General features: G+C 67.9%; 23 protein-coding genes. 15 read left to right on the forward strand and 8 right to left on the reverse strand.

The window, feature by feature from the left end; translation table 11 throughout:
- Positions 1 to 12 precede the first annotated feature (12 nt).
- The gene (locus tag LGM56_RS30395) at positions 13 to 1,227 is read right to left on the reverse strand and encodes a cation:proton antiporter (protein ID WP_089424132.1); all 1,215 of its coding nucleotides are present in this window, start codon (positions 1,225 to 1,227) and stop codon (positions 13 to 15) included.
- Positions 1,228 to 1,898: 671 nt separating this feature from the next.
- A complete protein-coding gene (gene mnmC / locus LGM56_RS30400; protein ID WP_226207606.1) occupies positions 1,899 to 3,845 on the reverse strand; it encodes a bifunctional tRNA (5-methylaminomethyl-2-thiouridine)(34)-methyltransferase MnmD/FAD-dependent 5-carboxymethylaminomethyl-2-thiouridine(34) oxidoreductase MnmC in 1,947 nt (648 codons plus the stop codon).
- Positions 3,846 to 4,233: 388 nt separating this feature from the next.
- Here mnmC and LGM56_RS30405 point away from each other — a divergent pair, with 388 nt between their 5' ends.
- Positions 4,234 to 4,512, forward strand: a complete 279-nt coding sequence (locus tag LGM56_RS30405; protein WP_006401505.1) for an HU family DNA-binding protein — start codon at positions 4,234 to 4,236, stop codon at positions 4,510 to 4,512.
- Positions 4,513 to 4,630: 118 nt separating this feature from the next.
- Here LGM56_RS30405 and LGM56_RS30410 read toward each other — a convergent pair whose 3' ends face one another.
- Together LGM56_RS30410 and LGM56_RS30415 are read right to left on the reverse strand one after the other, a co-directional pair.
- Entirely contained in the window at positions 4,631 to 5,944 is a 1,314-nt protein-coding gene (locus LGM56_RS30410; protein WP_089424129.1) for a GTP-binding protein, read from the reverse strand.
- A gap of 159 nt (positions 5,945 to 6,103) precedes the next feature.
- Positions 6,104 to 6,553: a lytic transglycosylase domain-containing protein gene (locus LGM56_RS30415; protein WP_069246751.1), complete on the reverse strand. Its 450-nt coding sequence runs from the start codon at positions 6,551 to 6,553 to the stop codon at positions 6,104 to 6,106.
- Between the two features lie 366 nt (positions 6,554 to 6,919).
- On the opposite strand from LGM56_RS30415, the gene gspD reads away from it, so the two are divergent.
- The 3 genes from gspD to gspF are packed head-to-tail and all read left to right on the forward strand — an operon-like array spanning position 6,920 to position 11,965.
- On the forward strand, positions 6,920 to 9,247 hold the full coding sequence (gspD, locus tag LGM56_RS30420; RefSeq protein WP_226207607.1) for a type II secretion system secretin GspD: 2,328 nt from the start codon (positions 6,920 to 6,922) through the stop codon (positions 9,245 to 9,247).
- Positions 9,244 to 10,743 (forward strand): type II secretion system ATPase GspE, encoded by a 1,500-nt coding sequence (gspE, locus tag LGM56_RS30425; protein WP_089438895.1) that lies wholly within the window; start codon positions 9,244 to 9,246, stop codon positions 10,741 to 10,743. The genes gspD and gspE overlap by 4 nt, the downstream gene beginning before the upstream one ends.
- Before the next feature lie 4 nt (positions 10,744 to 10,747).
- Positions 10,748 to 11,965, forward strand: coding sequence for a type II secretion system inner membrane protein GspF (gene gspF / locus LGM56_RS30430; protein WP_039351519.1), 1,218 nt, complete (start codon positions 10,748 to 10,750; stop codon positions 11,963 to 11,965).
- Positions 11,966 to 12,000: 35 nt separating this feature from the next.
- Here gspF and LGM56_RS30435 read toward each other — a convergent pair whose 3' ends face one another.
- Positions 12,001 to 12,411, reverse strand: coding sequence for a type II secretion system protein N (locus LGM56_RS30435; RefSeq protein ID WP_039351532.1), 411 nt, complete (start codon positions 12,409 to 12,411; stop codon positions 12,001 to 12,003).
- A 174-nt stretch (positions 12,412 to 12,585) separates the two neighbouring features.
- Between LGM56_RS30435 and gspG the strand changes: the two genes are divergently transcribed.
- Genes gspG through LGM56_RS30475 form a run of 8 tightly spaced genes read left to right on the forward strand, consistent with a single transcriptional unit; the run spans position 12,586 to position 18,559 of the window.
- Positions 12,586 to 13,038, forward strand: coding sequence for a type II secretion system major pseudopilin GspG (gene gspG, locus LGM56_RS30440; protein WP_011350483.1), 453 nt, complete (start codon positions 12,586 to 12,588; stop codon positions 13,036 to 13,038).
- 38 nt (positions 13,039 to 13,076) lie between these two features.
- On the forward strand, positions 13,077 to 13,646 hold the full coding sequence (locus LGM56_RS30445) for a GspH/FimT family pseudopilin (protein WP_226207608.1): 570 nt from the start codon (positions 13,077 to 13,079) through the stop codon (positions 13,644 to 13,646).
- The gene (gspI, locus tag LGM56_RS30450) at positions 13,643 to 14,050 is read left to right on the forward strand and encodes a type II secretion system minor pseudopilin GspI (RefSeq protein WP_413226810.1); all 408 of its coding nucleotides are present in this window, start codon (positions 13,643 to 13,645) and stop codon (positions 14,048 to 14,050) included. The genes LGM56_RS30445 and gspI overlap by 4 nt, the downstream gene beginning before the upstream one ends.
- 7 nt (positions 14,051 to 14,057) lie before the next feature.
- Entirely contained in the window at positions 14,058 to 14,717 is a 660-nt protein-coding gene (locus LGM56_RS30455; RefSeq protein WP_039351910.1) for a type II secretion system protein J, read from the forward strand.
- A gap of 2 nt (positions 14,718 to 14,719) precedes the next feature.
- Positions 14,720 to 15,847, forward strand: coding sequence for a type II secretion system minor pseudopilin GspK (gene gspK / locus LGM56_RS30460; RefSeq protein WP_226207609.1), 1,128 nt, complete (start codon positions 14,720 to 14,722; stop codon positions 15,845 to 15,847).
- 26 nt (positions 15,848 to 15,873) lie between these two features.
- Positions 15,874 to 17,235, forward strand: a complete 1,362-nt coding sequence (gene gspL, locus LGM56_RS30465; protein WP_226207610.1) for a type II secretion system protein GspL — start codon at positions 15,874 to 15,876, stop codon at positions 17,233 to 17,235.
- Positions 17,232 to 17,738 (forward strand): type II secretion system protein GspM, encoded by a 507-nt coding sequence (gene gspM / locus LGM56_RS30470; protein WP_069249188.1) that lies wholly within the window; start codon positions 17,232 to 17,234, stop codon positions 17,736 to 17,738. The genes gspL and gspM overlap by 4 nt, the downstream gene beginning before the upstream one ends.
- Positions 17,739 to 17,770: 32 nt before the next feature.
- Positions 17,771 to 18,559, forward strand: coding sequence for a type II secretion system protein N (locus tag LGM56_RS30475; RefSeq protein WP_226207611.1), 789 nt, complete (start codon positions 17,771 to 17,773; stop codon positions 18,557 to 18,559).
- A gap of 22 nt (positions 18,560 to 18,581) precedes the next feature.
- On the opposite strand, the gene LGM56_RS30480 is transcribed toward LGM56_RS30475, so the two are convergent.
- Positions 18,582 to 20,132 (reverse strand): efflux transporter outer membrane subunit, encoded by a 1,551-nt coding sequence (locus tag LGM56_RS30480; RefSeq protein ID WP_226207612.1) that lies wholly within the window; start codon positions 20,130 to 20,132, stop codon positions 18,582 to 18,584.
- Between the two features lie 283 nt (positions 20,133 to 20,415).
- Entirely contained in the window at positions 20,416 to 20,700 is a 285-nt protein-coding gene (locus LGM56_RS30485; RefSeq protein WP_089439027.1) for a multidrug ABC transporter ATPase, read from the reverse strand.
- A 174-nt stretch (positions 20,701 to 20,874) separates the two neighbouring features.
- Here LGM56_RS30485 and LGM56_RS30490 point away from each other — a divergent pair, with 174 nt between their 5' ends.
- A complete protein-coding gene (locus LGM56_RS30490; RefSeq protein ID WP_226207613.1) occupies positions 20,875 to 21,366 on the forward strand; it encodes a MarR family winged helix-turn-helix transcriptional regulator in 492 nt (163 codons plus the stop codon).
- 177 nt (positions 21,367 to 21,543) lie between these two features.
- Complete coding sequence (locus LGM56_RS30495; protein ID WP_089471857.1) at positions 21,544 to 23,103, forward strand: DHA2 family efflux MFS transporter permease subunit; 1,560 nt, start codon at positions 21,544 to 21,546, stop codon at positions 23,101 to 23,103.
- Between the two features lie 59 nt (positions 23,104 to 23,162).
- On the opposite strand, the gene LGM56_RS30500 is transcribed toward LGM56_RS30495, so the two are convergent.
- On the reverse strand, positions 23,163 to 24,089 hold the full coding sequence (locus LGM56_RS30500) for a LysR family transcriptional regulator (RefSeq protein WP_085041246.1): 927 nt from the start codon (positions 24,087 to 24,089) through the stop codon (positions 23,163 to 23,165).
- 140 nt (positions 24,090 to 24,229) lie between these two features.
- Here LGM56_RS30500 and LGM56_RS30505 point away from each other — a divergent pair, with 140 nt between their 5' ends.
- Positions 24,230 to 24,706: a CidA/LrgA family protein gene (locus LGM56_RS30505; RefSeq protein WP_089424120.1), complete on the forward strand. Its 477-nt coding sequence runs from the start codon at positions 24,230 to 24,232 to the stop codon at positions 24,704 to 24,706.
- Positions 24,707 to 24,718: the final 12 nt, after the last annotated feature.

The raw sequence follows: 24,718 nt of genomic DNA on the forward strand, positions 1-24,718 counted from the left end.
CAGGTTCCGGAATCAGTTGCCGTCGCTGCGTTCACCGACCGCCGACAGGCAGCGGTACACGATGAACGGGCTGACGAGCTGCAGGATCACGATCGTGCACATCACGATCGCGCGCAGGTGCGGGTCGAAATTCGGATAGAGCTGGTACGTGTCGTCGACGAGCAGGTACGACAGCGCGGACATCGGCGTGAGCGCGATGCCGAGCGCGACGCCCTGCTTCATGCCGATGCCGCTCGGCTTCGCGAACGCGACGACGCCGGCCAGCTTCGCGACGAGCCGCGTGACGATCAGCACGATCGCGAGCAGCCCGCCGAGCGCGATGTCGCCCCACGTGAACGACGTGAGCGTGAGCACGAACAGCGTCACCGTCAGCAGCCAGCCGGCCGTGCCGAAGTGCTCGGGCCACAGTTGCGGGCGCGCCTCGAGGTTCTTCACGATGATGCCCGCGAGCAGCAGCGTGAGCAGCGTCGACAGCTTCAGCGCCTGGGCGACGGCGATCGCGAGCATCACGAGCCCGAACAGCGCGACGAACGAATGCTCGTCGCGCATCGTCGCGGTCATGTGGCGGAACAGGTAGTTGCACGAACGCGCGACGACATACGCGACGATGAACGACCCCGCGAGCAGGTAGAGCGGCTGCAGGATCGTCGCGAACACGTTGCCGTACGCTTCCTGGTGGAGCCAGCTCGTCACGAGCTTGGTCAGCACGATCGCATAGACGCTGTTGAGCGCGGTGAGCGTGATGAGGCGTTGCGACACCTGGCCTTCCGCGCGCAGTTCGGTCTTCAGCTGGATCACCATCGATGGCGACGTCGCGATCGCGATCGCCGACAGCACCAACGCGACCATCCCCGACACCCCGAGCGCGAGCATCACGAACAGCACCAGCACGAACGTCAGCGTGGCTTCGGCGAGGCTCGACGCGACGAGCCACGGATTGCGCCGGATCCAGCGCAGGTCGAGACGGCTGCCGAGCTCGAACAGCAAGAGGCCGAGCGCGACGTCGATCAGCAACCGGGATGTTTCGTCGGTGCTTGCATCGATCACGCCGAAGCCGAACGACCCGGCGATGAGACCGATTACCGCATAGCCGGTGATGCGGGGCAGACGCCATGCGCGATAGCAAAGCTCGCCACACAGGCCGGCCGCGAACAACGCGAGCCCGGCCCAGAACACGGCATCCGGCGTGAGCGGCCAGTTGGGCAGGAATGAGAACGCCGACTTCATCGTGGTGACTTCTCCTTTGGAAGCGACCGCCAGCGACGCGGGGTCAAGCGTCAGAAATGGATGCGCGCCGGCTGGGTATCGCCCCGAATGTGATTGTTGTGTCGACGACGGCGGGACATGGGATCCGCCTTTTCCACCACAGGGCGGAAAGTCGTTCAGGTTGCCGATCTGGATTGTCGGCCTGGTGTGTGAACGGACTGCGCAGTCTCGAAGATTCAGATTCGAAATCGTGCCGACCGTTCCATTGAAGCATGTCCGGCGCCTGGCCGGATGAACGCGAAGGAAACCGATTGTGCCACAGCTTTTTCGGTCTGGAACCCATTGAATCGACTCGCGGCGCTGTGCGGCACCACAGGTCTTTGGTTTCAAAGGTTTACTTGTATATATACGTAGTAGAAGTTAACAAAGGGCGCACAGTTCTGTGGATAACTTCGGTTTACGTCGACAGATCAAGGCGTTGCAGAACCCATAACCCGTTGCACAGGCTGTTCGTGCACAGAGGTTTGAGTTGAGCAACTTTTGGGCCGCCTCACAGCTGTGCCGAGTTGCCCAGTTTACGTCCACTGTGATTGCACACGAAGTGCGCGCGGATTTCGCGCGGTTATCCACAGCGTCGAGTGGATAACCTTGCGCGAAAAAGTCCGGAAACTGTGAGCGACTCGGCTGAGCGGTCAGCCGGCCTGGCCGACGCGGCGCGCGCGCAATGCGCGGATCAGGAAGCGTGCGGGGTCGACGGCATCGGCAAGTTCGCGTTCGAGCGGCCAAGGCTCGCCTTCGAGTTGCGAGGCGATCAGTTCCGCGCCGAGCGCCGCCCATACGAGGCCGCGCGAGCCGAAGCCGAATGCGCCGTAGAGTCCGGGCATGCGCGGCAGGTCGCGCGCCTGCGCACCGCTCAGCGCGCGGGCATTGGCGATGGCGCCTGCTTCGTCCGCGAGCGGGCCGAGCAGCGGCAGGCGGTCGCCGACGACCCAGCGGAACGCAACGCGGCCGCGCAGTGTGTCGGGATCCGGCAGGTCGCCGATCAGGCCCGGTAGCAGATGCCGTACGCGCTCGATGTTTTCGAGGTGGCCGGCCGCACGCATCGCGGGATCGACGTCGTCGGGTTCGAACGTGGCGCCGATCAGCAGCGTGCCGTCGTCGAGCGGCACCGCGTAACCGTCGCCGATCGTCGGACACGGCAGCGATGCCGTGCTGCCGGCCGGCAGCAACGTGAGCTGGCCGCGCACCGGCTGCAACGCGACATGGTGCAGCCCGGCGAGACGCGCGGCGTCGCCGGCATTCGCGAGCACGACGACGGGCGCTTCAGCCAGCGTGCCGCCCGCATCGTCGAGTGCATGCCATGCGTCGCCCCGCCGTTCGAGCTTGGCAACGCGGGTGGACGCGAGCAAGCGCACGCGCTCGCCGGCCGCCGCATATTGGGCCGCGCACAGGCCGGCCGGCCAGACGGCGCCGCCGTGCGGAAACAGCAGGCCGCCCTGCGCGACCGGCAGGTTCAGATGCGCGCGCGCGGCCTCGACGTCGAGCAGCGAGACATAGTCGGACGGCGCACCGAACGCATCGAATGCCTCGCGCATCCGCTCGAAGTCGCCGGCCGATTCGGCGAGATGGATCATCCCGTGCGTGCTGCGCGCGAATGCGTGGCCTGCGCGTTCGAGCGCCTGCCAGCGTGCGATCGCGTGCAGGAAGCCGCCGCGCGTGAGCCGGCTCGCGACGTTGTCGTCGCGTGTCATCAGCGGATGGAATACACCGGCCGGATTGCCCGACGCGTCGCTCGCGATCCGGTCATGTCGCTCGATCAGCGTGACTTCCCAGCCGCGCGCGGCCAGGCGTTCGACGACCGCGCAGCCCGCCAGCCCCGCGCCGATCACGATCGCACGGCGCGTCGCAACGGGCAGTGCGAGCGGCGGCTCGTGCCGGCGCGCGCGCCAGCGCGGCGCATATTCGCCGACGAGCAGATCGTCGACTTCGCGATACGTGAAACCCGATTTGTCGAGCGCGTGTTTCAACGCGTCCGAACTCGCATGCGCTGCAAAGGTGGCGTGTTCGCCGGCGATTTTCGAGAGCACGCGGACCACGTCGGCCGATGGGAGATCCGTGTCGTTCGATGATGCGAGGCCGTCGAGACAGAACGCATCGGCGCGCGCGACGATCTTCCCCAGCATGTCGATCGCATCGCCGAACGCCAGCGTGAGCACCACGCGCCCTTCGTCGAATTCGAGCCGATGAAGGCCCGGCACGCGCATCGGCCACGCGTCGGCAAGGGCATCGACATCCGCCGATATGGTTGTGTCCGCAACGATATGCGAAGCGGCGCGGCGCAGGTCGTCGCGCGAGAACGGATGCGGTTCGACTGCGACGAAATGCAGCCGCTCGCAGCGCGCGGGATCGTCGCGCCAGGCGGCCCAGGCCGCAAGGAAACTGCCGCCCGCGCCGAATCCGGTCGCCACGATCGTGAACGTGCGGCGGCCCTGCCAGCGCGCCGGCAGCCCGTTGCCCGCGACGAACACGCGATGCGCGAGCGCGCCGGACGCGCCGCGATGGAGCTCGCCGAACTCGGGCGAGACGAGCGTGCGGTCGTCGCGGCGCGCGAGCGTGGCGGGAACAAGTCGGTCGGTCATGCGAAACAAAAAACGTGGCAGCCAAGCCTGGCAAGGGATTGCGCGGGGCCGTCCGACCGGTCGTTGGAAAAAGCCAACGGCGCGGCGCACGGGCGGACCGCGCTGCGTATCCTGTCCGGTTGGCGCTGGTCAAAAAACGGGCAGTCGATGATTCATTCGGCGAAATACCGATGAAAATCTTTGAAACCCTTGTCGTTATTGGGTTTGCGCTGCGCTATCATAGCAACGCCGTACCGCGGGGTGGCCACCGGCTCACCGGAGGGCGCGTCGCGCGGGCCAGGATTCGGCGCTGTGTCGTCGGAGTCTGACTCTCGACGGCACGGTTCGCGCACGTATAATCGGCGCGTTCGCGCTGTTCGTGTCAACCTAACCTGATAAAGGAACCTTAATGAACAAACAGGAACTGATCGACGCCGTCGCCGCCCAAACGGGCGCCAGCAAGGCTCAAACCGGCGAAACGCTGGACACGCTGCTCGAAGTCATCAAGAAGGCCGTGTCGAAGGGTGATGCGGTTCAGCTGATCGGCTTCGGCAGCTTCGGTTCGGGCAAGCGCGCAGCACGTACGGGCCGCAACCCGAAGACCGGCGAAACCATCAAGATCCCGGCAGCCAAGACGGTCAAGTTCACGGCTGGCAAGGCGTTCAAGGACGCCGTCAACAAGCGTTAAACCAGCGCCTGTTCCAAGAAAAACCCGCCTTTCGGCGGGTTTTTTGTTGGGCGCGCGCAGCATTTTCGCCACAGTCCGCGCCCCTCTTGCAAGATTTAACGGTTGTTTTTACAACGCGTTACGCGTGCACGATCTGCGTGTCGCCGTGATCGTCGTCGTCGTGCGAATCGACATCCCACGCCGGGAACGGATCGTCGAACGCGTGCCATCCGGCCGCGCCGAGCGCGAATTCCGCATCGGTCAGCAGGCACGCATCGAGCTTCTCGCGCCATGCATCCGCGTCGAGCGCGATACCGATCAGCACGAGTTCCTGCCGGCGATCGCCCACTGTGCGATCGTCGATGTCGCCGTGCCATTCGGCGCGGATTTCACCGAGCAGCTCGTCGTCGTCCGGCCATTCGGCGCGATCCTGCGCCGCCCACCAAAGCCCCGCCGGGCCATGCCGGCATACGCCGCCCGCCTGCGACAGCGAACCCGCGATGTCGTTGCGCGTCGCGAGCCAGAAGAAGCCCTTGCTGCGCAGCACGCCCGGCCACTCCTGATGCAGCAGCGCCCAGAGTCGCGCCGGATGAAACGGCCGGCGCGCGCGATAGACAAAATTGCCGATCCCGAATTCGTCGGCTTCGCCGTGCACGTGCGCATGATGTTCGTCATGGCAGTCGGGGTCGTCGCAATGCGTGTGATCGTGATCGAGCGACGCGAGCCAGCCCGGAGCGTTCGCGGCCTCGTCGAAATCGAAGCGGCCCGTGTTCAGCACTTCGTCGAGCGGCACGTTGCCGAACGTCGACACGACCTGGTGCGCGCGCGGATTGAGTCGCGCGAGGATGTGCTGCAGGCGGGCAAGGTCGTCCGCGGCGACGAGGTCGGCCTTGTTGATCACCAGCACGTCGCAGAATTCGATCTGCTCGATCAGCAGCTCGACGAGCGTGCGGTCGTCCTCTTCCGATGCGGCGATGCCGCGCGTCGCGAGCGCATCGTCCGAGCCGTAGTCGCGCAGGAAGTTGTACGCGTCGACCACGGTGACGAGCGTGTCGAGCCGCGCGATGGTCGACAGCGACGTGCCGTCATCGTCGACGAACGTGAAGGTTTCGGCGATCGGCATCGGCTCCGCGATGCCGGTCGATTCGATCATGATCGCGTCGAAGCGGCCTTCCGATGCGAGCGTGCGGATCTCGACGAGCAGGTCGTCGCGCAGCGTGCAGCAGATGCACCCGTTCGACATCTCGACGAGGCGTTCCTCGACGTGAGACAGTGCCTGCGCGTCGCGCACGAGCGACGCATCGATGTTGACCGCCGCGAGATCGTTGACGATCACGGCGACTTTCAGGCCCGCGCGGTTCGCGAGGACGTGATTGAGCAGCGTGGTCTTGCCGGCGCCGAGGAAGCCGGACAGCACGGTGACGGGCAACGGCTGGTTCATTGCCGGATTCATAGCGATATGCACCAACGGAAAAATTGAAAAAGCGGCCGCGACGCCCTTCCGGGGCGCGATCGTCCCGCGGACGGGCGAAATTGCGGCGTGAGATCCGCATTGTGCATCAAACGCGCGCCGGCCGGCCGGTACGGCATCAGGCCGCGCTGCGGCGCGGCGTCACTGCACGGGCGGCAGCAGCTTCCACTGCGTCAGGATGCCGGCGATCTGCCGTGCATACTTGTCGCGCAGCGACGGGGTTTCCGAATGATAGGCGCCGACCGCCTGCCACGTGTTGCCGTAACGGTTCATCTTCTGCTTGAGATGCCACGCGGCGATATAGACGTTCTTGCACGGCTCCATCAGCGTGTCGCGGCCGATTCCATAGCGCGACAGCGTGGGCAGGTGGATCGAATTGATCTGCATCAGGCCGTAGTCGACCGAGCCGTTCGTGTTCTTGTTCAGCGCGCCGGGCCGGTTGCGCGATTCCTGCCATGCGATCGCGCGCAGGATCAGCGGATTGACCTGCTGATATTTAGCGGCCTCGTCGAAACAGTCCGCGCGAGCGTTCGCGCTGGCGAAATACCCGCCGGCGGCGATCAACACGATCGAAACGAACCGTCTGTTCATGGTGCGAAATCGACAAGAAAATGCGTGAGGGTCGGGAAAACCCGTGCCTGTTATTCGTGCGACGAGAATCGTGCCGCCCGTATCATACCGACAGTCCGTTAGCTTGCGACATACAGGAGTACGGCCGCCCGGTTATACCGCATTTCCGTGTCGGTTCATCGTGAAACGGGAGCGATGGCCGCATGCCGAGAATAATGCCGAATCTTACAGATTGCATACGGTTCGCCGGATACATGTCGTATGTGAGACAGTCCTCGGATCAATGTGATATTTCGGACATGAAAAACTGCTAATGTCGCCTCTTTCGGACTTGGATCCCAGCACTACCGCCGGAAGTGGCCTGAGCCGGCATCGACCCATTCATCCATGACAAGAAATCGCTTCGTTATGCGGCGTGTCGCCACGACCCTGATCGTCGCCGGCATCATCGTCTCGCAGGCCGCCTACGCTCAGGTCACGCTCAATTTCGTGAATGCGGATATCGACCAGGTCGCCAAGGCGATCGGCGCCGCAACCGGCAAGACCATCATCGTCGACCCTCGTGTGAAGGGGCAGCTCAACCTCGTGGCCGAACGGCCGGTGCCGGAAGACCAGGCGCTGAAGACGCTGCAGTCGGCGCTGCGCATGCAGGGCTTCGCACTCGTGCAGGATCACGGCGTGCTGAAGGTCGTGCCCGAGGCCGACGCGAAACTGCAGGGCGTGCCGACCTACGTCGGCAATGCGCCGCAGGCGCGCGGCGACCAGGTGATCACGCAGGTGTTCGAGCTGCACAACGAATCGGCGAACAACCTGCTGCCCGTGCTGCGGCCGCTGATCTCGCCGAACAACACGGTCACCGCCTACCCGGCGAACAACACGATCGTCGTGACCGACTACGCGGACAACGTGCGGCGCATCGCGCAGATCATCGCCGGCGTGGACAGCGCCGCGGGCGCGCAGGTGCAGGTCGTTGCGCTGCGCAACGCGAACGCGATCGACCTCGCCCAGCAGTTGCAGAAAATGCTTGACCCCGGCGCGATCGGCAACAGCGACGCGACGCTGAAGGTGTCGGTCACGGCCGACCCGCGCACCAACTCGCTGCTGCTACGCGCGTCGAGCGCGTCGCGCCTCGCGGCCGCGAAGCGTCTCGTGCAGCAGCTCGATGCGCCGAGCGCGGTGCCCGGCAACATGCACGTCGTGCCGCTGCGCAACGCCGATGCGGTGAAGCTCGCGAAGACGCTGCGCGGGATGCTCGGCAAGGGCAGCGGCAGCGACAGCGGTTCGTCGGCGTCGTCCAACGATGCGAACAGCTTCAACCAGAACGGCGGCTCGTCATCGAGCGGCAACTTCTCGACCGGTACCTCCGGCACCCCGCCGCTGCCGTCGGGCGGCCTCGGCGGCTCGTCTTCGTCGTCATCGTACGGCGGCACGTCCAGCAGCGGCGGGCTCGGCAGTGGCGGCCTGCTCGGCGGCGACAAGGACAAGGGCGACGACAACCAGCCCGGCGGGATGATCCAGGCCGATGCGGCAACCAACTCGCTGATCATCACCGCGTCGGATCCGGTTTACCGGAACCTGCGCTCGGTGATCGACCAGCTCGACGCGCGGCGCGCGCAGGTCTATATCGAGGCGCTGATCGTCGAGCTGAACTCGACGACGCAGGGCAACCTCGGCATCCAGTGGCAGGTGGCGAGCGGCCAGTTTCTCGGCGGCACGAACCTGAACCCCGGGCTGGGCCTGGGCAACAGCATCATCAACCTGACGGCGGGCGGCGTGACCAACGCCGCCGGCGGCATCACCGGTGGCGGGCTGGCCAACAATCTCGGGGCGCTGAGCCAGGGGCTCAACATCGGCTGGCTGCACAACATGTTCGGCGTGCAGGGGCTCGGTGCACTGCTGCAGTATTTCGCGGGCGTAAGCGACGCGAACGTGCTGTCGACACCGAACCTGATCACGCTCGACAACGAGGAAGCGAAGATCGTCGTCGGCCAGAACGTGCCGATCGCGACCGGTTCGTATTCGAACCTGACGAGCGGCAATACGAACAACGCGTTCAATACCTACGATCGCCGCGACGTCGGCCTGACCCTGCACGTGAAGCCGCAGATCACCGACGGCGGGATCCTCAAGCTGCAGCTCTACACCGAGGATTCGGCGGTCGTCGCGGGGACCACGAGCGCGCAGACCGGCCCGACCTTCACGAAGCGCTCGATCCAGTCGACGATCCTGGCGGACAACGGCGAGATCATCGTGCTCGGCGGCCTGATGCAGGACAACTACCAGGTGTCGAACAGCAAGGTGCCGCTGCTCGGCGACATCCCGTGGATCGGCCAGCTGTTCCGTTCCGAATCGAAGGTGCGCGCGAAAACCAACCTGATGGTGTTCCTGCGCCCGGTGATCATCTCCGATCGCAGTACCGCGCAGGAAGTCACGTCCAACCGCTACGACTACATCCAGGGCGTGACGGGGGCGTACAAGTCGGACAACAACGTGATCCGCGACAAGGACGATCCGGTCGTCCCGCCGATGCCGATCGGCCCGAGCCAGGGCGGCACGGCCGCGGGCAACCTGTTCGATCTCGACAAGATGCGTCGCCAGCAGCTGCAGCGCCAGGTGGCGCCGGTGCCGGCCCAGCCGTTGCCGGAAGCGACGCCCGCGCAGCCGCAGAGCGTGCCGCAACAGCCGTTGACGGCCACGCCGGGAGCGTCGCAGTGAGCGACGTGCACGCCTCTTCCACCCACGACGGCGCGCCGGGCGAACGGCAGCCGCCGTCGCCGCTCGCCGCGCGACTGTTGCCGTACGGCTTCGCGAAGAGCGGCCAGGTGCTGATCGCGCATCAGCTCGACGACACGCTCGAGGTGTGGATCAGCGAACGTACGAGTGACGCCGCGCTCGCGGAAATCGCGCGCAACTTCGGCTCGATCGCCGTGCATCGCGTGCCGGCCGACGAGCTCGCGCAGGCGATCAACCATGCGTACGCACGCCAGGACGGCAGCGCCGCGCAGGTGGTCGGCGAAGTCGAGGGCGAAGTCGACCTGTCGCGGCTGATGCAGGACATCCCCGAAGTCGAGGATCTGCTCGAATCGGAAGACGATGCGCCGATCATCCGGATGATCAACGCGCTGCTCACGCAAGCGGCACGCGAACAGGCGTCGGACATCCACATCGAGCCGTTCGAGAACGCGTCGGTCGTGCGCTTTCGCGTCGACGGCACGCTGCGCGACGTCGTGCGGCCGAAGAAGGCGCTGCACGGCGCGCTGATCTCGCGGATCAAGATCATGGCGCAGCTCGATATCGCCGAGAAGCGCCTGCCGCAGGACGGCCGCATCACGCTGCGCGTCGGCGGGCGGCCGGTCGACGTGCGGGTATCGACGCTGCCGACCGGGCACGGCGAGCGCGCGGTGCTGCGTCTGCTGGAAAAGGATGCGCAGCGGCTGAACCTCGAGGCGCTCGGGATGGGCCGCGACACGCTCGTGCAGTTCGACAAGCTGATCGCGCGCCCGCACGGCATCGTGCTCGTCACGGGCCCGACGGGTTCGGGCAAGACGACCACGCTGTATGCGTCGATGTCGCGGCTCGAAACCGCGACGACGAACATCATGACCGTCGAGGACCCGATCGAATACGACCTCGGCGGCATCGGCCAGACGCAGGTGAACGAGCGGATCGGGATGACCTTTGCCCGTGCGCTGCGCTCGATCCTGCGCCAGGATCCGGACGTGATCATGATCGGCGAAATCCGCGACCTCGAAACCGCGCAGATCGCGGTGCAGGCGTCGCTGACGGGCCACCTCGTGCTCGCGACGCTGCACACGAACGATGCGGCCTCGGCCGTCACGCGTCTGACCGACATGGGCGTCGAGCCCTACCTGCTCGCGTCGTCGCTGCTCGGCGTGCTCGCGCAGCGGCTGGTGCGGCAGCTCTGCCCCGTCTGCAAGGAAGAGCGCCAGGAAGAAGGCCGCACCGTGTGGCATCCGGTCGGCTGCGACAAGTGCGGGCATTCGGGGTATTCGGGCCGGCGCGGGGTATACGAACTGCTGCTGGTCGACGAGTCGATCCGCTCGCTGATCCACCGCAACGCGGCCGATGCGGAGATCCTCGCCGCGGGCCGCGCGGAAGGGATGCGCACGCTGCGCGACGACGCCGAGCGCTGGCTCGCGTCGGGCGCGACGTCGCTCGAGGAAGTGCTGCGCGTGACGGGAGGCGCATAGCGCGATGCCGGCATTCCGTTTCGAAGCAATCGATTCGGCGGGACGCGCGCAGAAAGGCGTCATCGATGCCGACAGCGCACGCGCCGCGCGCGGGCAGCTGCGTACGCAGGGGCTCACGCCGCTCGTCGTCGAGCCGGCCGCCAGCGCGACGCGCGGGGCGCGGTCGCAGCGGCTCGCGTTCGGCCGCAAGCTGTCGCAGCGCGAACAGGCGATCCTCACGCGCCAGCTCGCGAGCCTGCTGATCGCCGGGCTGCCGCTCGACGAGGCGCTCGGCGTGCTGACCGAGCAGGCCGAGCGCGACTACATCCGCGAACTGATGGCCGCGATCCGCGCCGAAGTGCTCGGCGGCCATTCGCTCGCGAATGCGCTGGGCCAGCATCCGCGCGACTTTCCGGAAATCTATCGTGCGCTCGTCGCCGCGGGCGAGCACACCGGCAAGCTCGGCATCGTACTGTCGCGCCTGGCCGACTACATCGAGCAGAGCAACGCGCTGAAGCAGAAGATCCTGCTGGCGTTCACGTATCCGGGGATCGTCACGCTGATCGCATTCGGCATCGTCACGTTCCTGCTGAGCTACGTCGTGCCGCAGGTCGTCAACGTGTTCGCGAGCACGAAGCAGCAGCTGCCCGTGCTGACGATCGTGATGATGGCACTGTCGGATTTCGTGCGGCACTGGTGGTGGGCGATCCTGATCGCGGTCGTGCTGATCGTGTGGTTCGTGAAGTCGACACTGTCGCGCGACGGGCCGCGCCTCGCGTTCGACCGCTGGGTGCTCACCGCACCGCTCGCGGGCAAGCTCGTGCGCGGCTACAACACGGTGCGCTTCGCGAGCACGCTCGGCATTCTCACCGCGGCGGGCGTGCCGATCCTGCGCGCGTTGCAGGCGGCCGGCGAGACGCTGTCGAACCGCGCGATGCGCGCGAACATCGACGACGCGATCGTGCGCGTGCGCGAAGGCTCCGCGCTGTCGCGCGCGCTGAACAACGTGAAGACGTTTCCGCCAGTGCTCGTGCACCTGATCCGTTCCGGTGAAGCGACGGGTGACGTGACGACGATGCTGGATCGCGCGGCCGAAGGCGAAGCGCGCGAGCTCGAGCGTCGCACGATGTTCCTGACGAGCCTGCTCGAGCCGCTGTTGATCCTGGCGATGGGGGGCATCGTGCTCGTGATCGTGCTGGCCGTGATGCTGCCGATCATCGAACTGAACAACATGGTGCAATGACGGCCTGACCGCGGGTCGGGCCGTCGCCTTCGGCTTCAGCGCACGTAGATCGCCGGGGACGGCGTGTTGGCGGGCAGCTGGACTTCGGTGCGGGCGCCGTTGCGCTCGACGATGATCGAGCGGGGGCGGACTTCGGCGAGCTTCGCGCCCGACGTGACGTCCGCGCCGAGCGACACGGCACGCGGCGGTTCGCCACCGACACCGATGATCGCGGCACCGCCGTGGTCGAGCGCGAGGATGCCGAACAGGTGGATGTCCTGCACGGCATTCTTGTCGAGCTGACCGCCGAAGAGCGCCGCGGCGTCCTCGGTGCGGATCGGCAGCCGCGCGGCGGCGGCGGGCAGCGGCGCTTCGCGGGCGGACAGCGTGACGACCCAGTAGGTGGCCGTCGCGCACAAACCCGCGAAGAGGGCTAGGGAGAGGATCCGGATCGAGAGCGCGTTCATGCGCGCTATTGTACGGATGTATATGAAATTTGCGTTGGGTGAAAGCCCTCGGCAATGCGCGCCTTACAATGCGTGCTCCGCGCCCGCGGGTTCGGAAGGTTGCCGTCAGGCAATCGTCCGGTGCGCGGGTGCGTCACCCGACCAACGACATTTTTTGGAAAGAGGTAGTCAGTCATGCAAACGTGGATCACTCGCCGCAACGCGGCCGTGCGTCGCCAGCGCGGTTTCACGCTGATCGAGATCATGGTGGTGGTCGCGATCCTCGGGATCCTGGCGGCGCTCATCGTGCCGAAGATCATGAGCCGCCCGGACGAGGCACGCCGCATCGCCGCGAAGCAGGACATCGGCACGATCATGCAGGCGCTCAAGCTGTACCGTCTCGACAACGGCCGCTACCCGACCCAGGATCAGGGCCTGAACGCGCTGATCCAGAAGCCGTCCACCGATCCGATCCCGAACAACTGGAAGGACGGCGGCTATCTTGAGCGCCTGCCGAACGATCCGTGGGGTAACGGCTACAAGTACCTGAACCCGGGCGTGCACGGCGAGATCGACGTGTTCAGCTACGGCGCCGACGGCAAGGAAGGCGGCGAAGGCAACGACACCGACATCGGTTCGTGGCAATAAGCGCTCGCTGACCGGCCCGACGTTTCGTTCCCGTCTTCATGCTCGCCACTCGCACGACCTTCCGCTGCGGCCGCGATTGCCGTGTGCGTCGCGGCGCGGTTTCGTCCGCGCCGGTGCGTGCCGACGGCGGGCAAGCAGAGCACGGCGCGCGGCGTCATCGCGCGCGCGGCTTCACGCTGCTCGAAATGCTGGTCGTGCTCGTGATCGCGGGGCTGCTCGTGTCGCTCGCGTCGCTGTCGCTCACGCGCAATCCGCGTACCGACCTGCGCGAGGAAGCGCAGCGCATCGCGCTGCTGTTCGAGACGGCCGGCGACGAAGCGCAGGTGCGTGCCCGGCCGATCGCGTGGCAGCCGACCGCGCACGGCTTCCGTTTCGACGTGAGCTCGCCCGACGGCTGGCGCACGCTGCGCGACGACCTGCTGCGCCCGCGCGACTGGGACGGTGGCGTCACGGGCGCCGACATCGACTATCCGGGAGCCGACACGCATGCGAACCGCGTCGTGTTCGGCACCGAGAGCATCGACACGCCGGTGCGCGTGACGCTGCATTCGGCGGTCGGCAGCGCGACGATCGTCGGCACCGGCAACGGCCGCTACGAGGTGCAATGACGATGCGTCGTCGCCTGCCCTCTTCCGTTTCTTCATCGCGCGGTTTCACGATGATCGAGGTGCTGGTCGCACTCGCGATCATCGCGGTCGCGCTCGCCGCGTCGATCCGCGCGGTCGGCACGATGGCGAACAACGCGTCCGACCTTCATCACCGCCTGCTCGCCGGCTGGAGCGCCGACAACGCGCTCGCGCAGATGCGGCTCACGCATGCGTGGCCGGAGATCGGCGAACAGAGTTTCGACTGCTCGCAAGGCAACGTGCAGCTCGTCTGCACGCAGCGCGTGAGCACCACGCCCAACCCGGTATTCCGGCGCGTGCGGATTTCGGTGAGCATGCCCGGGCACACCGGCGTGCTCGCGCAAATGGTGACGGTGGTCGCGAATGAAACCAGCCGTCCGCTCTGACGCGCCGATGCGACGCCCGCTCGCCCGCCCCGCCCGCGGCTTCACGCTGATCGAGCTGATGATCGCGATCGCGATCCTCGCGGTGGTCGCGATCCTCGCGTGGCGCGGGCTCGACCAGATCATGCGCGGTCGCGACAAGGTCGCGGCCGCGATGGAAGACGAGCGCGTGTTCGCGCAGATGTTCGACCAGATGCGCATCGACGCGCGGCTCGCCGCGACCGACGACGAAGCCGGCCAGCCGGCGATCGGCGTGGCAGGCAATACGCTGCAGATCGTCCGCGAACTCGAGGTGCCGGGCGTCGCGCCGCGGCTGCAGGTGGTGCGCTACCGGATCGCCGGCGGGCGCGTCGTGCGCTATGCATCGCCGCCGATCGACGACGCGAACCGGCTGCGCAACATGCTGAAGGACAGCAGCGTCGAAGGCTGGAGCTGGGTCGCGCTGATGGGCGGCGTCGGCGCGATCGACGCGAAGCTATACGTGCCGCGCGTGGGCTGGACCACCAACCTGCAGACGGCCAACGACGCGCTCGCGCAGAACAACGATGCGCTCAAGGTGCCGCAGATCGGCAACGCGCCGCCTGCACGCGCGGTGACGGGGCTGCAGGTCAGCATCGGCGCGACGTCGCTGCGTGTGCCGGTCACGCGCATCTTCCTCGTCGGGGAATGACGATGCGCGCGCGCCCTCACCGCTCATTGCTTGCCGCCCGTGCTGCCGGTCACGCACGGGCACGCGGCCGCCAGCGCGGCGCGGCGATCATCACCGCGCTGCTGGTCGTCGCGCTGTCGGCGATTCTCGTCTCGGGGATGCTGTGGCGCCAGCAGGTGCAGATCCGCCGGATCGAGAACCAGCGCGTGATCGCGCAGGCGCAGTGGGTCGCGCGCGGCGCGCTCGACTGGACGCGGATGATCCTGCGTTCCGAAGGCGATACGGCGCCCGGCATCACGTATCTCGGCGGCATCTGGGGCGTGCCGATCGCGAAGACGAAACTGTCGGACTTCCTCGGCCGGATCGGTGCGCCCAACGACGCCGGCGGCGAAGACACCTATCTCTCCGGCTCGATCGAGGACGCGCAGGCGAAGTTCAACCTGCGCAACCTCGTGGCGTCGCCGGCGCCCGGCGTGCTGCAGTTGAACGTCACGCAGGTTCAGGCATTCCAGCGCCTGCTGACGACGCTCGGCTACGACGGCGCGTTCGCGAAGCGCATCGCGCTGCAGGTGCGCGCGAGCCTGCTGAATTCGGCGACGCGTTTCCAGATGCCGACGCTGCCGGGTGGCGGCACGGCGCCGCCGGTCACCGCGCCGGTGACGACCGATCAGCAAGGCGGCGGCTTCACCGACGATCCCGGCATGACGGGCGGCGATCGCGGGCCCGCGCCGCTGATGATGACGGGCGTCGACAGCCTGCTCGACGTCGACGGCGTGACGCCCGAGATGGTCGCGCGGCTGCGCCCGTTCGTCACCGTGCTGCCTACCACGACGCCCGTGAACATGAACACGGCGCCGGCCGAGGTGATCGCGGCGCTGATGCCGGGGATGAGCGTGTCGTCCGCGCAGGCGCTCGTGTCGCGCCGCGAGACCGTGTTCTTCCGCAACGTCGGCGACGTGCAGCTCGCGCTGCGCGGCGCCGGTGCGCCGAACGTGACGCTCGACTCGAGCGTCATCGACGTCAATTCGAGCTATTTCATCGTGCATGGCCGGATCCAGCATGACCGGGCGGAGGTTGATCGCACCTCGCTCGTGTATCGTGATCCGACCACGCACTCGACACGGGTCGTGCGCATTCGCGACCAGCTATAACGACGCCAATCGGGAGAGGAGCTCTTGTGAGCACGTTGATTGTTTCTTTGCCGCCGCGCGAGCCTGCCGTGCCGTTGCAGGAATGGCAGTGGCCCGAGCTGCCGTTCACGCTCGTCGACAAGGCCGGCCACGTGCAGCGCGCCGGCCGCGCCGCGCTTGCGTTGCTGCCGCGCGCGAATGCGACCGTGCTGATCGTCGCCGCGCGCGACGTGCTGCTGCTGGCCGCGACCGTGCCGCCGCTGAAGGGACCGAAGCTGCGCCAGGCGCTGCCCAACATCGTCGAGGATCAGCTGATCCAGGATCCGCTCGGCTGCCATATCGCGCTCGATCCGGATGCGCTGCCCGACGGGCGCCGTGTGCTGGCGGTCGTCGATCGCGCGTGGTTCCGCACGATCTGCGAAGCGTTCACGGCGGCCGGCCACCGGCACCTCAGCGCGGTGCCCGCGACCCGCTGCCTGCCGGCGCCGCACGTCACCGCCGCGCCGGCCGACAGCGAGGTCGATGCCGCTGCGGTTGCTGCGGACGCCGTCGAGGCGCCGCCCGCCCGTCCGGCGACGGTGGCCGCGGTGCTCGGGCTTGCGGCATCGGTCGAGCCGGTACTCGTCGAAGCCGGCGCGCTGCCGGCTGCAGCCGGTGCACCCCGCCTCGAACTCGCGGTCGCGCGCGGTGCGCTCGGCGAAGGCTTCGCGGCGCCCGCGTCGCGTGCGGCCGGCACACTGGCCGCGCTGGCGGGCGGCGGCGACGTCGAACTGTACGAACTCGGCGAACCGGGCGCGGAGCCGCGGCTCGCATCGGTCGGCCGCACCGACGGCGGCCCGTTGCTGCCGGGCGCCGCGCCGCTGTCGTTCGACGCGTTCGCGCGGCGCGCGCTGACCGAGAAGTTCGACCTGTGCCAGTTCGAATTCGAATCGCAGCCGTGGCGCTTCGACCGCGCGACGGTGAAGCGCCTGCGCGTGCCGCTCGCGCTCGTCGCGGCGACGCTCGGCGTGGCGGTGATCGGGATGAACCTGCACTGGTGGAAGCTGTCGCGCGAGCGCGATGCGCTGTCCGCGCAGATCACCGAGACGCTGCTGTCCGCGTTCCCGAAAACGACGACGGTGCTCGATCCGCCCGCGCAGATGCAGCGCCAGCTCGACCAGTTGCGTCTCGCGGCCGGCGAACTGTCGCCGAACGATTTCCTCGCGCTGGCGAGCGGGCTGTCGCGTTCGATGGGCGCGCTGCCGCTGAACGGCATCGCGTCGCTCGACTATCACGACCGGCGGCTCGACGTCGGCTTCAAGCCCGAGGTCAAGGTCGATCCCGATTTCACGCAGCGCCTCGCGCGTAACGGACTGTCCGGCGAAGTCGACAGCAACACGGGCAAATGGACGATCCGGAGCCGCTCATGAAGACGGAACAACTGAACCAGACGCTGGCCCAGTTCTGGGGCGAGCGCTCCCAGCGCGAAAAGATGCTGCTCGGCTGGGGCGGCGCCGTGCTGGCGGTCGCGATCGCGTATTCGGTGCTGTGGTCGCCCGCGCAGGAAGGCCGCGCGCGGATCCAGCGCGAGCTGCCGACGATGCGCCGCGAGCTGGCGCAGATGACCGCGCAGGCGAACGAGGCGAAGTCGCTGACGGCCGCCGCGCAGGGCGTCGCGCCGACCGGCCTCGCGCTGAAGGACGCGCTGACCGCGTCGCTGTCCGATCACGGGCTGCAGGGCGCGCAGGTGCAGATCGTCGGCAACGGTGTGCAGATCCAGATGAAGAACGTGTCGTTCCCGGCGTGGACGCAGTGGCTCGACGATGCGCGCCGGCAGTTCAAGGTCCAGGTCGGCGAGGCGCATGCCACTGCGCTGAAGGACGATGGCCAGGTCGACCTGACGGCCGTGATGCAACCGTCCACGCAGAAATGACGCAGCTGGACGATGCAAGTGGCAGTCGGCCGATGAGGCCGGGATTGAGGCGGCTCGCCACCGCATTGCCGTGGGTACTGGCGGGCGGCCTGGCGACGGCGTTGACGCTCGTCGCACTTGCGCCGGCCGCGTGGATCGCGCCGCAGTTCGCGCGCGCGACCGGCGGGCACGTGAATCTCGTCGATCCCGACGGGTCGCTGTGGCACGGCTCGGGCACGCTGATGCTCGCGCCGGGGGCCGACCAGAGCGCGGCGACGCTGCTGCCCGGCCGGGTCGAATGGACCACGCGCTTCTGGCCGCTGCTGACCGGGCGCGTGCAGATGCGCATGCGGCAGACCGAGGCGATGCCCGACGCGGTCACGCTCGATGCGACGTGGCGCGGCGCGGTGCTGTCGGCGGGCACGATGGCCGTGCCCGCGTCGCTGCTCGCGGGGCTCGGCACGCCGTTCAACACGCTCGACCTGCAGGGCGACGTGCGGCTCGGCTGGAGCGACTGGCGCCTGATCGGCAACAACGCGTTCGGCCAGCTGACGGTGACGATCGAGTCGATGAGTTCGCGCGTCTCGCGCGTGAAGCCGCTCGGTTCGTACCGCGCGGTGCTGCAGGCGAAGGGGGCCGGCGCCGATCTCGACCTGTCGACGACGCAGGGCCCGCTGTTCCTCGACGGCCACGGCACCTTCGGCCCGGGCCAGGGCTCGTTCCGCGGCACCGCGCACTCGGCGCCCGAGCAGCAGGCGAACCTCGCGGGGCTGCTGAACCTGCTCGGCCATCCGATCGGCAACAACGAGGTGTCGCTGATCTTCGGCGACGCGCAGCGCTGACGCGCGCGTCGCCCTTTCCTTCCTACTTCTGCGCGAGCGGTGCGGTGGCCGCGGGCGCGGCCGCACCGGACGCCGGCACGGGCGCCGCGACGTCGCCGTTCTCGCGCGTCATCTCAGCCACGTTCCAGCCGCCGCCGAGCGCCTTCACGAGCCCGACCGACGACGTCATCCGCTGCCCGGCGATCGTCGCGAGCTTTTGCTGCGCGGTGAACGCGGTGGTCTGCGCGGTCAGCACGTTCAGGTAGGCGACCGTGCCGGCCTTGTACTGGTTCGTGACGATCGCGAGCGAATGCTCGGCGCTGTCGACGGCCTGCCGCTGCACGTCGATTTCCTGCGCGAGGATGCGCTGCGACGCGAGGTTGTCCTCGACGTCCTGGAACGCGGTGAGCACCGCGAGGCGGTACGCGGCGACGTCCTGGTCGTAGGTCGCGCGCGCGGCGTCGGTCTGCGCGGCGCGCAGCCCGGCGTCGAACAGCGTGGCCGCGAGCTGCGGGCCGACCGTCCAGAAGCGTGCCGGCAGCGTGAACAGCTGCGACCACACCGAGCTCTGGAAGCCGCCGGTGGCCGACAGCGTGAGCGTCGGGAAGAACGCGGCGATCGCGACGCCGATCTGCTCGTTCGCCGCCGCCGCACGGCGCTCGGCCGCGGCGATGTCGGGCCGGCGCTCGAGGATCGCGGACGGCACGTCGACCGGCGTGATCGGCGGCTCGGCCGTGAGCGGATTCGGCGGCAGCGAGAAAGTCGACGCCGGTTCGCCGATCAGCGTCGCGATCGCATGCTCGTACTGCGCACGGGCCACGCCGTTGTCGATCGATGCGGCCTGCGCGCTCTGCAGCTGCGTTTGCGCCTGGATCACGTCCGCACGTGCGGCAACGCCCTGCGCGTACTGGTTCTGCGTGAGCTTCAACGACTGTTCGTACGACTTCACGGTGTCGTCGAGCAGCTTCTGCAGCGCATCGGACGTGCGCAGCTGGAAATAGGTTTGCGCGAGCAGTGCCTGCTGCGACAGCCGCGCGTTCGCGAGATCGGCCGCGGCGGCCGCTTCGCCGGCGCGCTGCGCGCTGACGGTGCGACTCACCTTGCCCCACAGGTCCGGTTCCCAGCTCGCGTCGAGGCCGACGCTGTAGCTGTTGTTGATCGAGCCGGACGAACCGCTGCCGAAGCTCGACGACGAACCCGACGACACCGACGTGCGCGGCGTGCGGGCGCGCGAGCCCGACGCGGTCAGCCCGACGGTCGGGAAATACGCGGCACGCGCCTCGGTGACGAGCGCGCGCGCCTGCCGGTACGCGGCCGCCGATTGCGCGATGGTCTGGTTCGACGCGTTGAGCCTGCCGATCAGCGCATCGAGCTGCGGATCGTTGTAGACCGTCCACCACGCGCCGCGGTCGGTGCGGTCGGCGGGCTGCGCGACCTTCCAGCCGGCCGGCGCTTCCTTGTAGGCGGCGGGGATCGACGTGTCGGGCCGGTGATAGTCGGGCCCGACGGCGCAGCCGGCGAGCAGCACGGCCGTCGCGACGGCGACGGCGGCGCTCAGCGGGCGAGGGGCGCGCGGGAGGGAGGCGTACGGCATGGTGGTTTTTCCTGTCTGGGCGCGACGTCCGGCGAGCGGCGTCGCGCGATGCGGTCGTCGTGCCGCTGGCGGACAAATGGTAACTGACGGCGGGAAAGCTGCGCAGCCCCAAGGGTACGGCGCGCGGCGACAGGAATGTGTTACCGGCGCGAGCGGCCGGTTTACCGGCCATTACGGCCAGCTGACGGGAAGACGGGGATGCGACGCCGGCCGTGCGGGGCGCGGCCGGCGCCCAGCGGAGCAGCCAGGAAGGCGGGAGACGCGCGCGGTCAGCGGTCAGCGGTCAGTGGCAGCGCGCGGGCAGCGGCAGCGGTTCGGCGGCGGACCGCCATGTCGACGGCTCCGTCGCGGCCGGCTGGCCCGCGCGGCGAGCGCCGTCTTTCGCGTTGCGCTGCCGGCGATGATCGAACCAGGCGAACCCGAGCGCCGCGAGCGAGCCGCCCGGGACCACCAGCATCGTCACGTACAGCGCGATCTTCCAGCCGCGGTGCGGCCCGGAAAACGCATGATGAGCGGTATCGGTCAGGTTGCGGCGCAGCGCGCCGGCGGCATTTTTCAGGAACAGCATCGCGAACATCCTCGGGGTGCCCGCAGCGCGGGCGCATCGGTCAGAACATAGTCTCCGGCAGTGCAACATGCACGTCGTAACTGGTTGCCTCAAATAATATTGACTAAGCAACCAATTTTCAAGATACTGGGCGCGTTTAAATCCGAAACGCACTATTGCTGCGCGCGCAATCGCATGACCGGCGGCCTCTACGATCCCGAGAACATCGCGCTGGAAACGAGCCTCGGCTATTACCTGTCGAAGGCGAAGCAGGCGCTCGTCGAGCGGATGGACCGTGCGCTCGAGCCGCTCGACCTCACCGCGCAGCAGATCGGCGTGATCCTGCTGCTGTCGCGCGGCTATGCGCGCACGCCGTTCGAGCTGTCCCGCAAGATGTCGTACGACAGCGGGTCGATGACGCGGATGCTCGACCGCCTCGAACGCAAGGGGCTGGTCGCCCGCTCGCGCAGCGAGCAGGATCGCCGGATGATCGAGCTGACGTTGACCGAACGCGGCGCCGACGCCGCGCGTGCGCTGCCGTCGCTGATCGCGAACGCGCTCAACGCGCAACTCGACGGTTTCTCGGCCGACGAGCTCGTGACGCTCACCGGCCTGTTGCAGCGCTTCATCGCCAACGGGCCCAGTTCGACCGGTTGCCCGAAACCCGACGAAGAAGCAGACGGCTGAGGTGCGCGGAGGCCCCATGTCTAGGTTAAGCACTCGCTTATTTATCTGTCTGGGCAGAAGATGACAAGGCACGCGCTCCCCTTTTCCCTTTATCCGTTCCACCCGGCCGGGTTGCGCTGCGGCGCACACCCGTGCGTTGCGCCGGCGCGTCGCGCGCGCCGCGTCTAGGAGATTCCGATGTCCGCCACCACGGCATCCGCCGCCCCCGCCGCCGAACCCGCGCCGTTGTCCGGCGGTGCGCTCGCGCTGCTCACCGTCGGGCTCGCGCTCGGCACCTTCATGGAAGTGCTCGACACGTCGATCGCGAACGTCGCGGTGCCGACCATTTCCGGCAGCCTCGGCGTCGCGACGAGCGAAGGCACCTGGGTGATCTCGTCGTACTCGGTGGCGTCCGCGATCGCGGTGCCGCTCACCGGCTGGCTCGCGCGGCGGGTCGGCGAGGTGCGGCTGTTCACGCTGTCGGTGCTCGCGTTCACCGTCGCATCGGCGCTGTGCGGCCTCGCGACCAACTTCGAGACGCTGATCGCGTTCCGGCTGCTGCAGGGCCTCGTGTCGGGGCCGATGGTGCCGCTGTCGCAGACGATCCTGATGCGCAGCTACCCGCCCGCGAAGCGCGGGCTCGCGCTCGGGCTATGGGCGATGACGGTGATCGTCGCACCGATCTTCGGCCCGTTGCTGGGCGGCTGGATCAGCGACAACTACACATGGCCGTGGATCTTCTACATCAACCTGCCGATCGGCATCTTCTCGGCGACCTGCGCGTATTTCCTGCTGCGCGGCCGCGAGACGAAGACGTCGAAGCAGCGGATCGACGCGATCGGCCTGGCACTGCTCGTGATCGGCGTGTCGTGCCTGCAGATGATGCTCGACCTCGGCAAGGACCGCGACTGGTTCAACTCGACGTTCATCGTCGCGCTCGCGCTGATCGCGGTCGTGTCGCTCGCGTTCATGCTCGTGTGGGAGGCGACCGAGAAGGAGCCGGTGGTCGACCTGTCGCTCTTCAAGGACCGCAACTTCGCGCTCGGCGCGATGATCATCTCGTTCGGCTTCATGGCGTTCTTCGGCTCGGTCGTGATCTTCCCGCTGTGGCTGCAGACGGTGATGGGCTACACGGCCGGCAAGGCCGGCCTCGCGACCGCGCCGGTCGGGCTGCTCGCGCTCGTGCTGTCACCGCTGATCGGCCGCAACATGCACCGGCTCGACCTGCGGATGGTCGCGAGCTTCGCGTTCATCGTGTTCGCCGGCGTGTCGATCTGGAACTCGACGTTTACGCTAGACGTGCCGTTCAACCACGTGATCCTGCCGCGGCTCGTGCAGGGGATCGGCGTCGCGTGCTTCTTCGTGCCGATGACGACGATCACGCTGTCGAGCATCTCCGACGACCGGCTCGCGAGCGCGTCGGGGCTGTCGAACTTCCTGCGCACGCTGTCCGGCGCGATCGGCACCGCGGCCAGCTCGACGTTCTGGGAAAACGACGCGATCTACCACCACGCGCGGCTGTCGGAATCGGTGAGCGTGTATGCGCAGAACACGACCGACTACCAGGGCGCGCTGTCGCAGCTCGGCATCGTCGGCCAGACGGCCAATGCGCAGCTCAACCAGCTCGTCACGCAGCAGGGCTTCATGATGGCGACCAACGACTTCTTCCTGCTGTCGGCGTTCATGTTCGGCGCGCTCGCGGCGCTCGTGTGGGTCACGAAGCCGAGGAAGGGCGCGGGGCCGGCGATGGGGCATTGACCGCGCGGCGGGCGGCTGTTGCGCCCGCCTCGTTCGCTTGACCACCGCTTCGGCGGGCCTCACTCCCTCGCCCGCAACCCACCAAACGCCAGATCGTCACCCGGCGCGATCGGCAGCGTCGCCCGCGCCACGTCGAGCCACGCGCGCGCCGCGTGCGACAGATACCCCTTCTTCAGCCAGCCGAGCGCGATCGCCCACGTGATCTCCGGCTCGACGATCGGCCGGCACGTGAACTGGCCCGCGTCGAGCCGCCGGCAATACGGCTCGGGCAGCAGCGCGATGCCGACCCCCGCATGCACGAGCGCGGCCATGAAATCCCAGTGGCCGCTGCGGCTCACGATCGACGGCGTGAAGCCGGCCTGCCGGCACGCATCCAGCACCGCGTCGTGCAGTGCGAGGCTTTCCGCGTAGAACACGAACGACTCGCGCGCGAGATCCGCGAGCGGCACGGCCGCGTGATCCTCCCAGCGCGATTCGCGCGGCGCGACAAGCCACAGCGGCGCGCGCACCATCGGCAGCCGCTCGAAGGTGCCGGGATCGACCGGCTCCAGCAGCCCGCCGAGTTCCAGCTCTCCCGACGTCAGCGCGGCCTCGATCATCCGCGCGCCCTGCTCGAACAGCTTCAGCTCGATGTTCGGATAGCGCTGCTTGTACGCGGCGATGATCGGCGTGAACAGCGAGCCGCCGAGCGGCGGGATGCCGATCGTCAGCTCGCCGCGCCCGAGCGTGCCGAGATCGTTCAGCTCCGACTGCAGCTGCGCCTGCGCGGCGAGCACGTCCTGGCCGCGCTGGAACACGATCCGCCCCGCGTCGGTCAGCACCATCTGCCGGCCGTCGCGCAGCAGCAGCGGCGAGCCGATCTCGTCCTCGAGCGCCTTCACCATCTTGCTGATGGTCGGCTGGGTCACGAACAGCTTGTCGGCGGCCGCCGTGAAACTCTGCTGGCGAACCACCTCGACGAAGTACCGCAACGCGCGCAATTCCATCGATGACTCCCCAAAGTGGTGCGGCAATCAGAAAGCGAATTCCGAATTGGAATGACAAGGATAGAGACAAGTCATTTTATTTATGGTTAGGGGAAACCCTATACTCCCACCATCAACGGAATATCTGTAGGGAGCCCGCCATGACCAAGCCGACCGCCGCACTCGCCGCCCGCCCCGCCGCTTCGGGCAGCCTGGCCCGCACGGGCCGGATCGCGCTGCAGGCCGCCGCGCTCGGTGCGCTGTGGATGGCGGTCGACTGGGCCGTGCGCAAGATCGGGCTGCCGATTCCGTCCGGCGTGATCGGCCTCGCGGTGCTCCTCGTGCTGCTGTTCTCGGGCCGCGTCGCGCCCGCCTGGGTGAAGGACGGCGCGAACTGGCTGCTGTCCGACATGCTGCTGTTCTTCGTGCCGGCCGCCGTCGCGGCCGTGCAGTACGGCGGGCTGTTCCGCGAGGACGGCTGGCGCATCGCGCTGGTGATGCTCGCCGGCACCGCGTTCGTGATGGTCGCGGTGGCCGTTGCGGTCGACCTCGCCGCGAAGCTCGAGCGCCGGCTCGCCGTGCAGCGCGTGTTCGCCGAACGCCGCCGCACGCGCCTCACCGCCGCGTCCGCCCACTGAGCCGGAGCCTGC

The organism is Burkholderia sp. AU38729 (assembly GCF_020419725.1).
Lineage (GTDB): Bacteria > Pseudomonadota > Gammaproteobacteria > Burkholderiales > Burkholderiaceae > Burkholderia.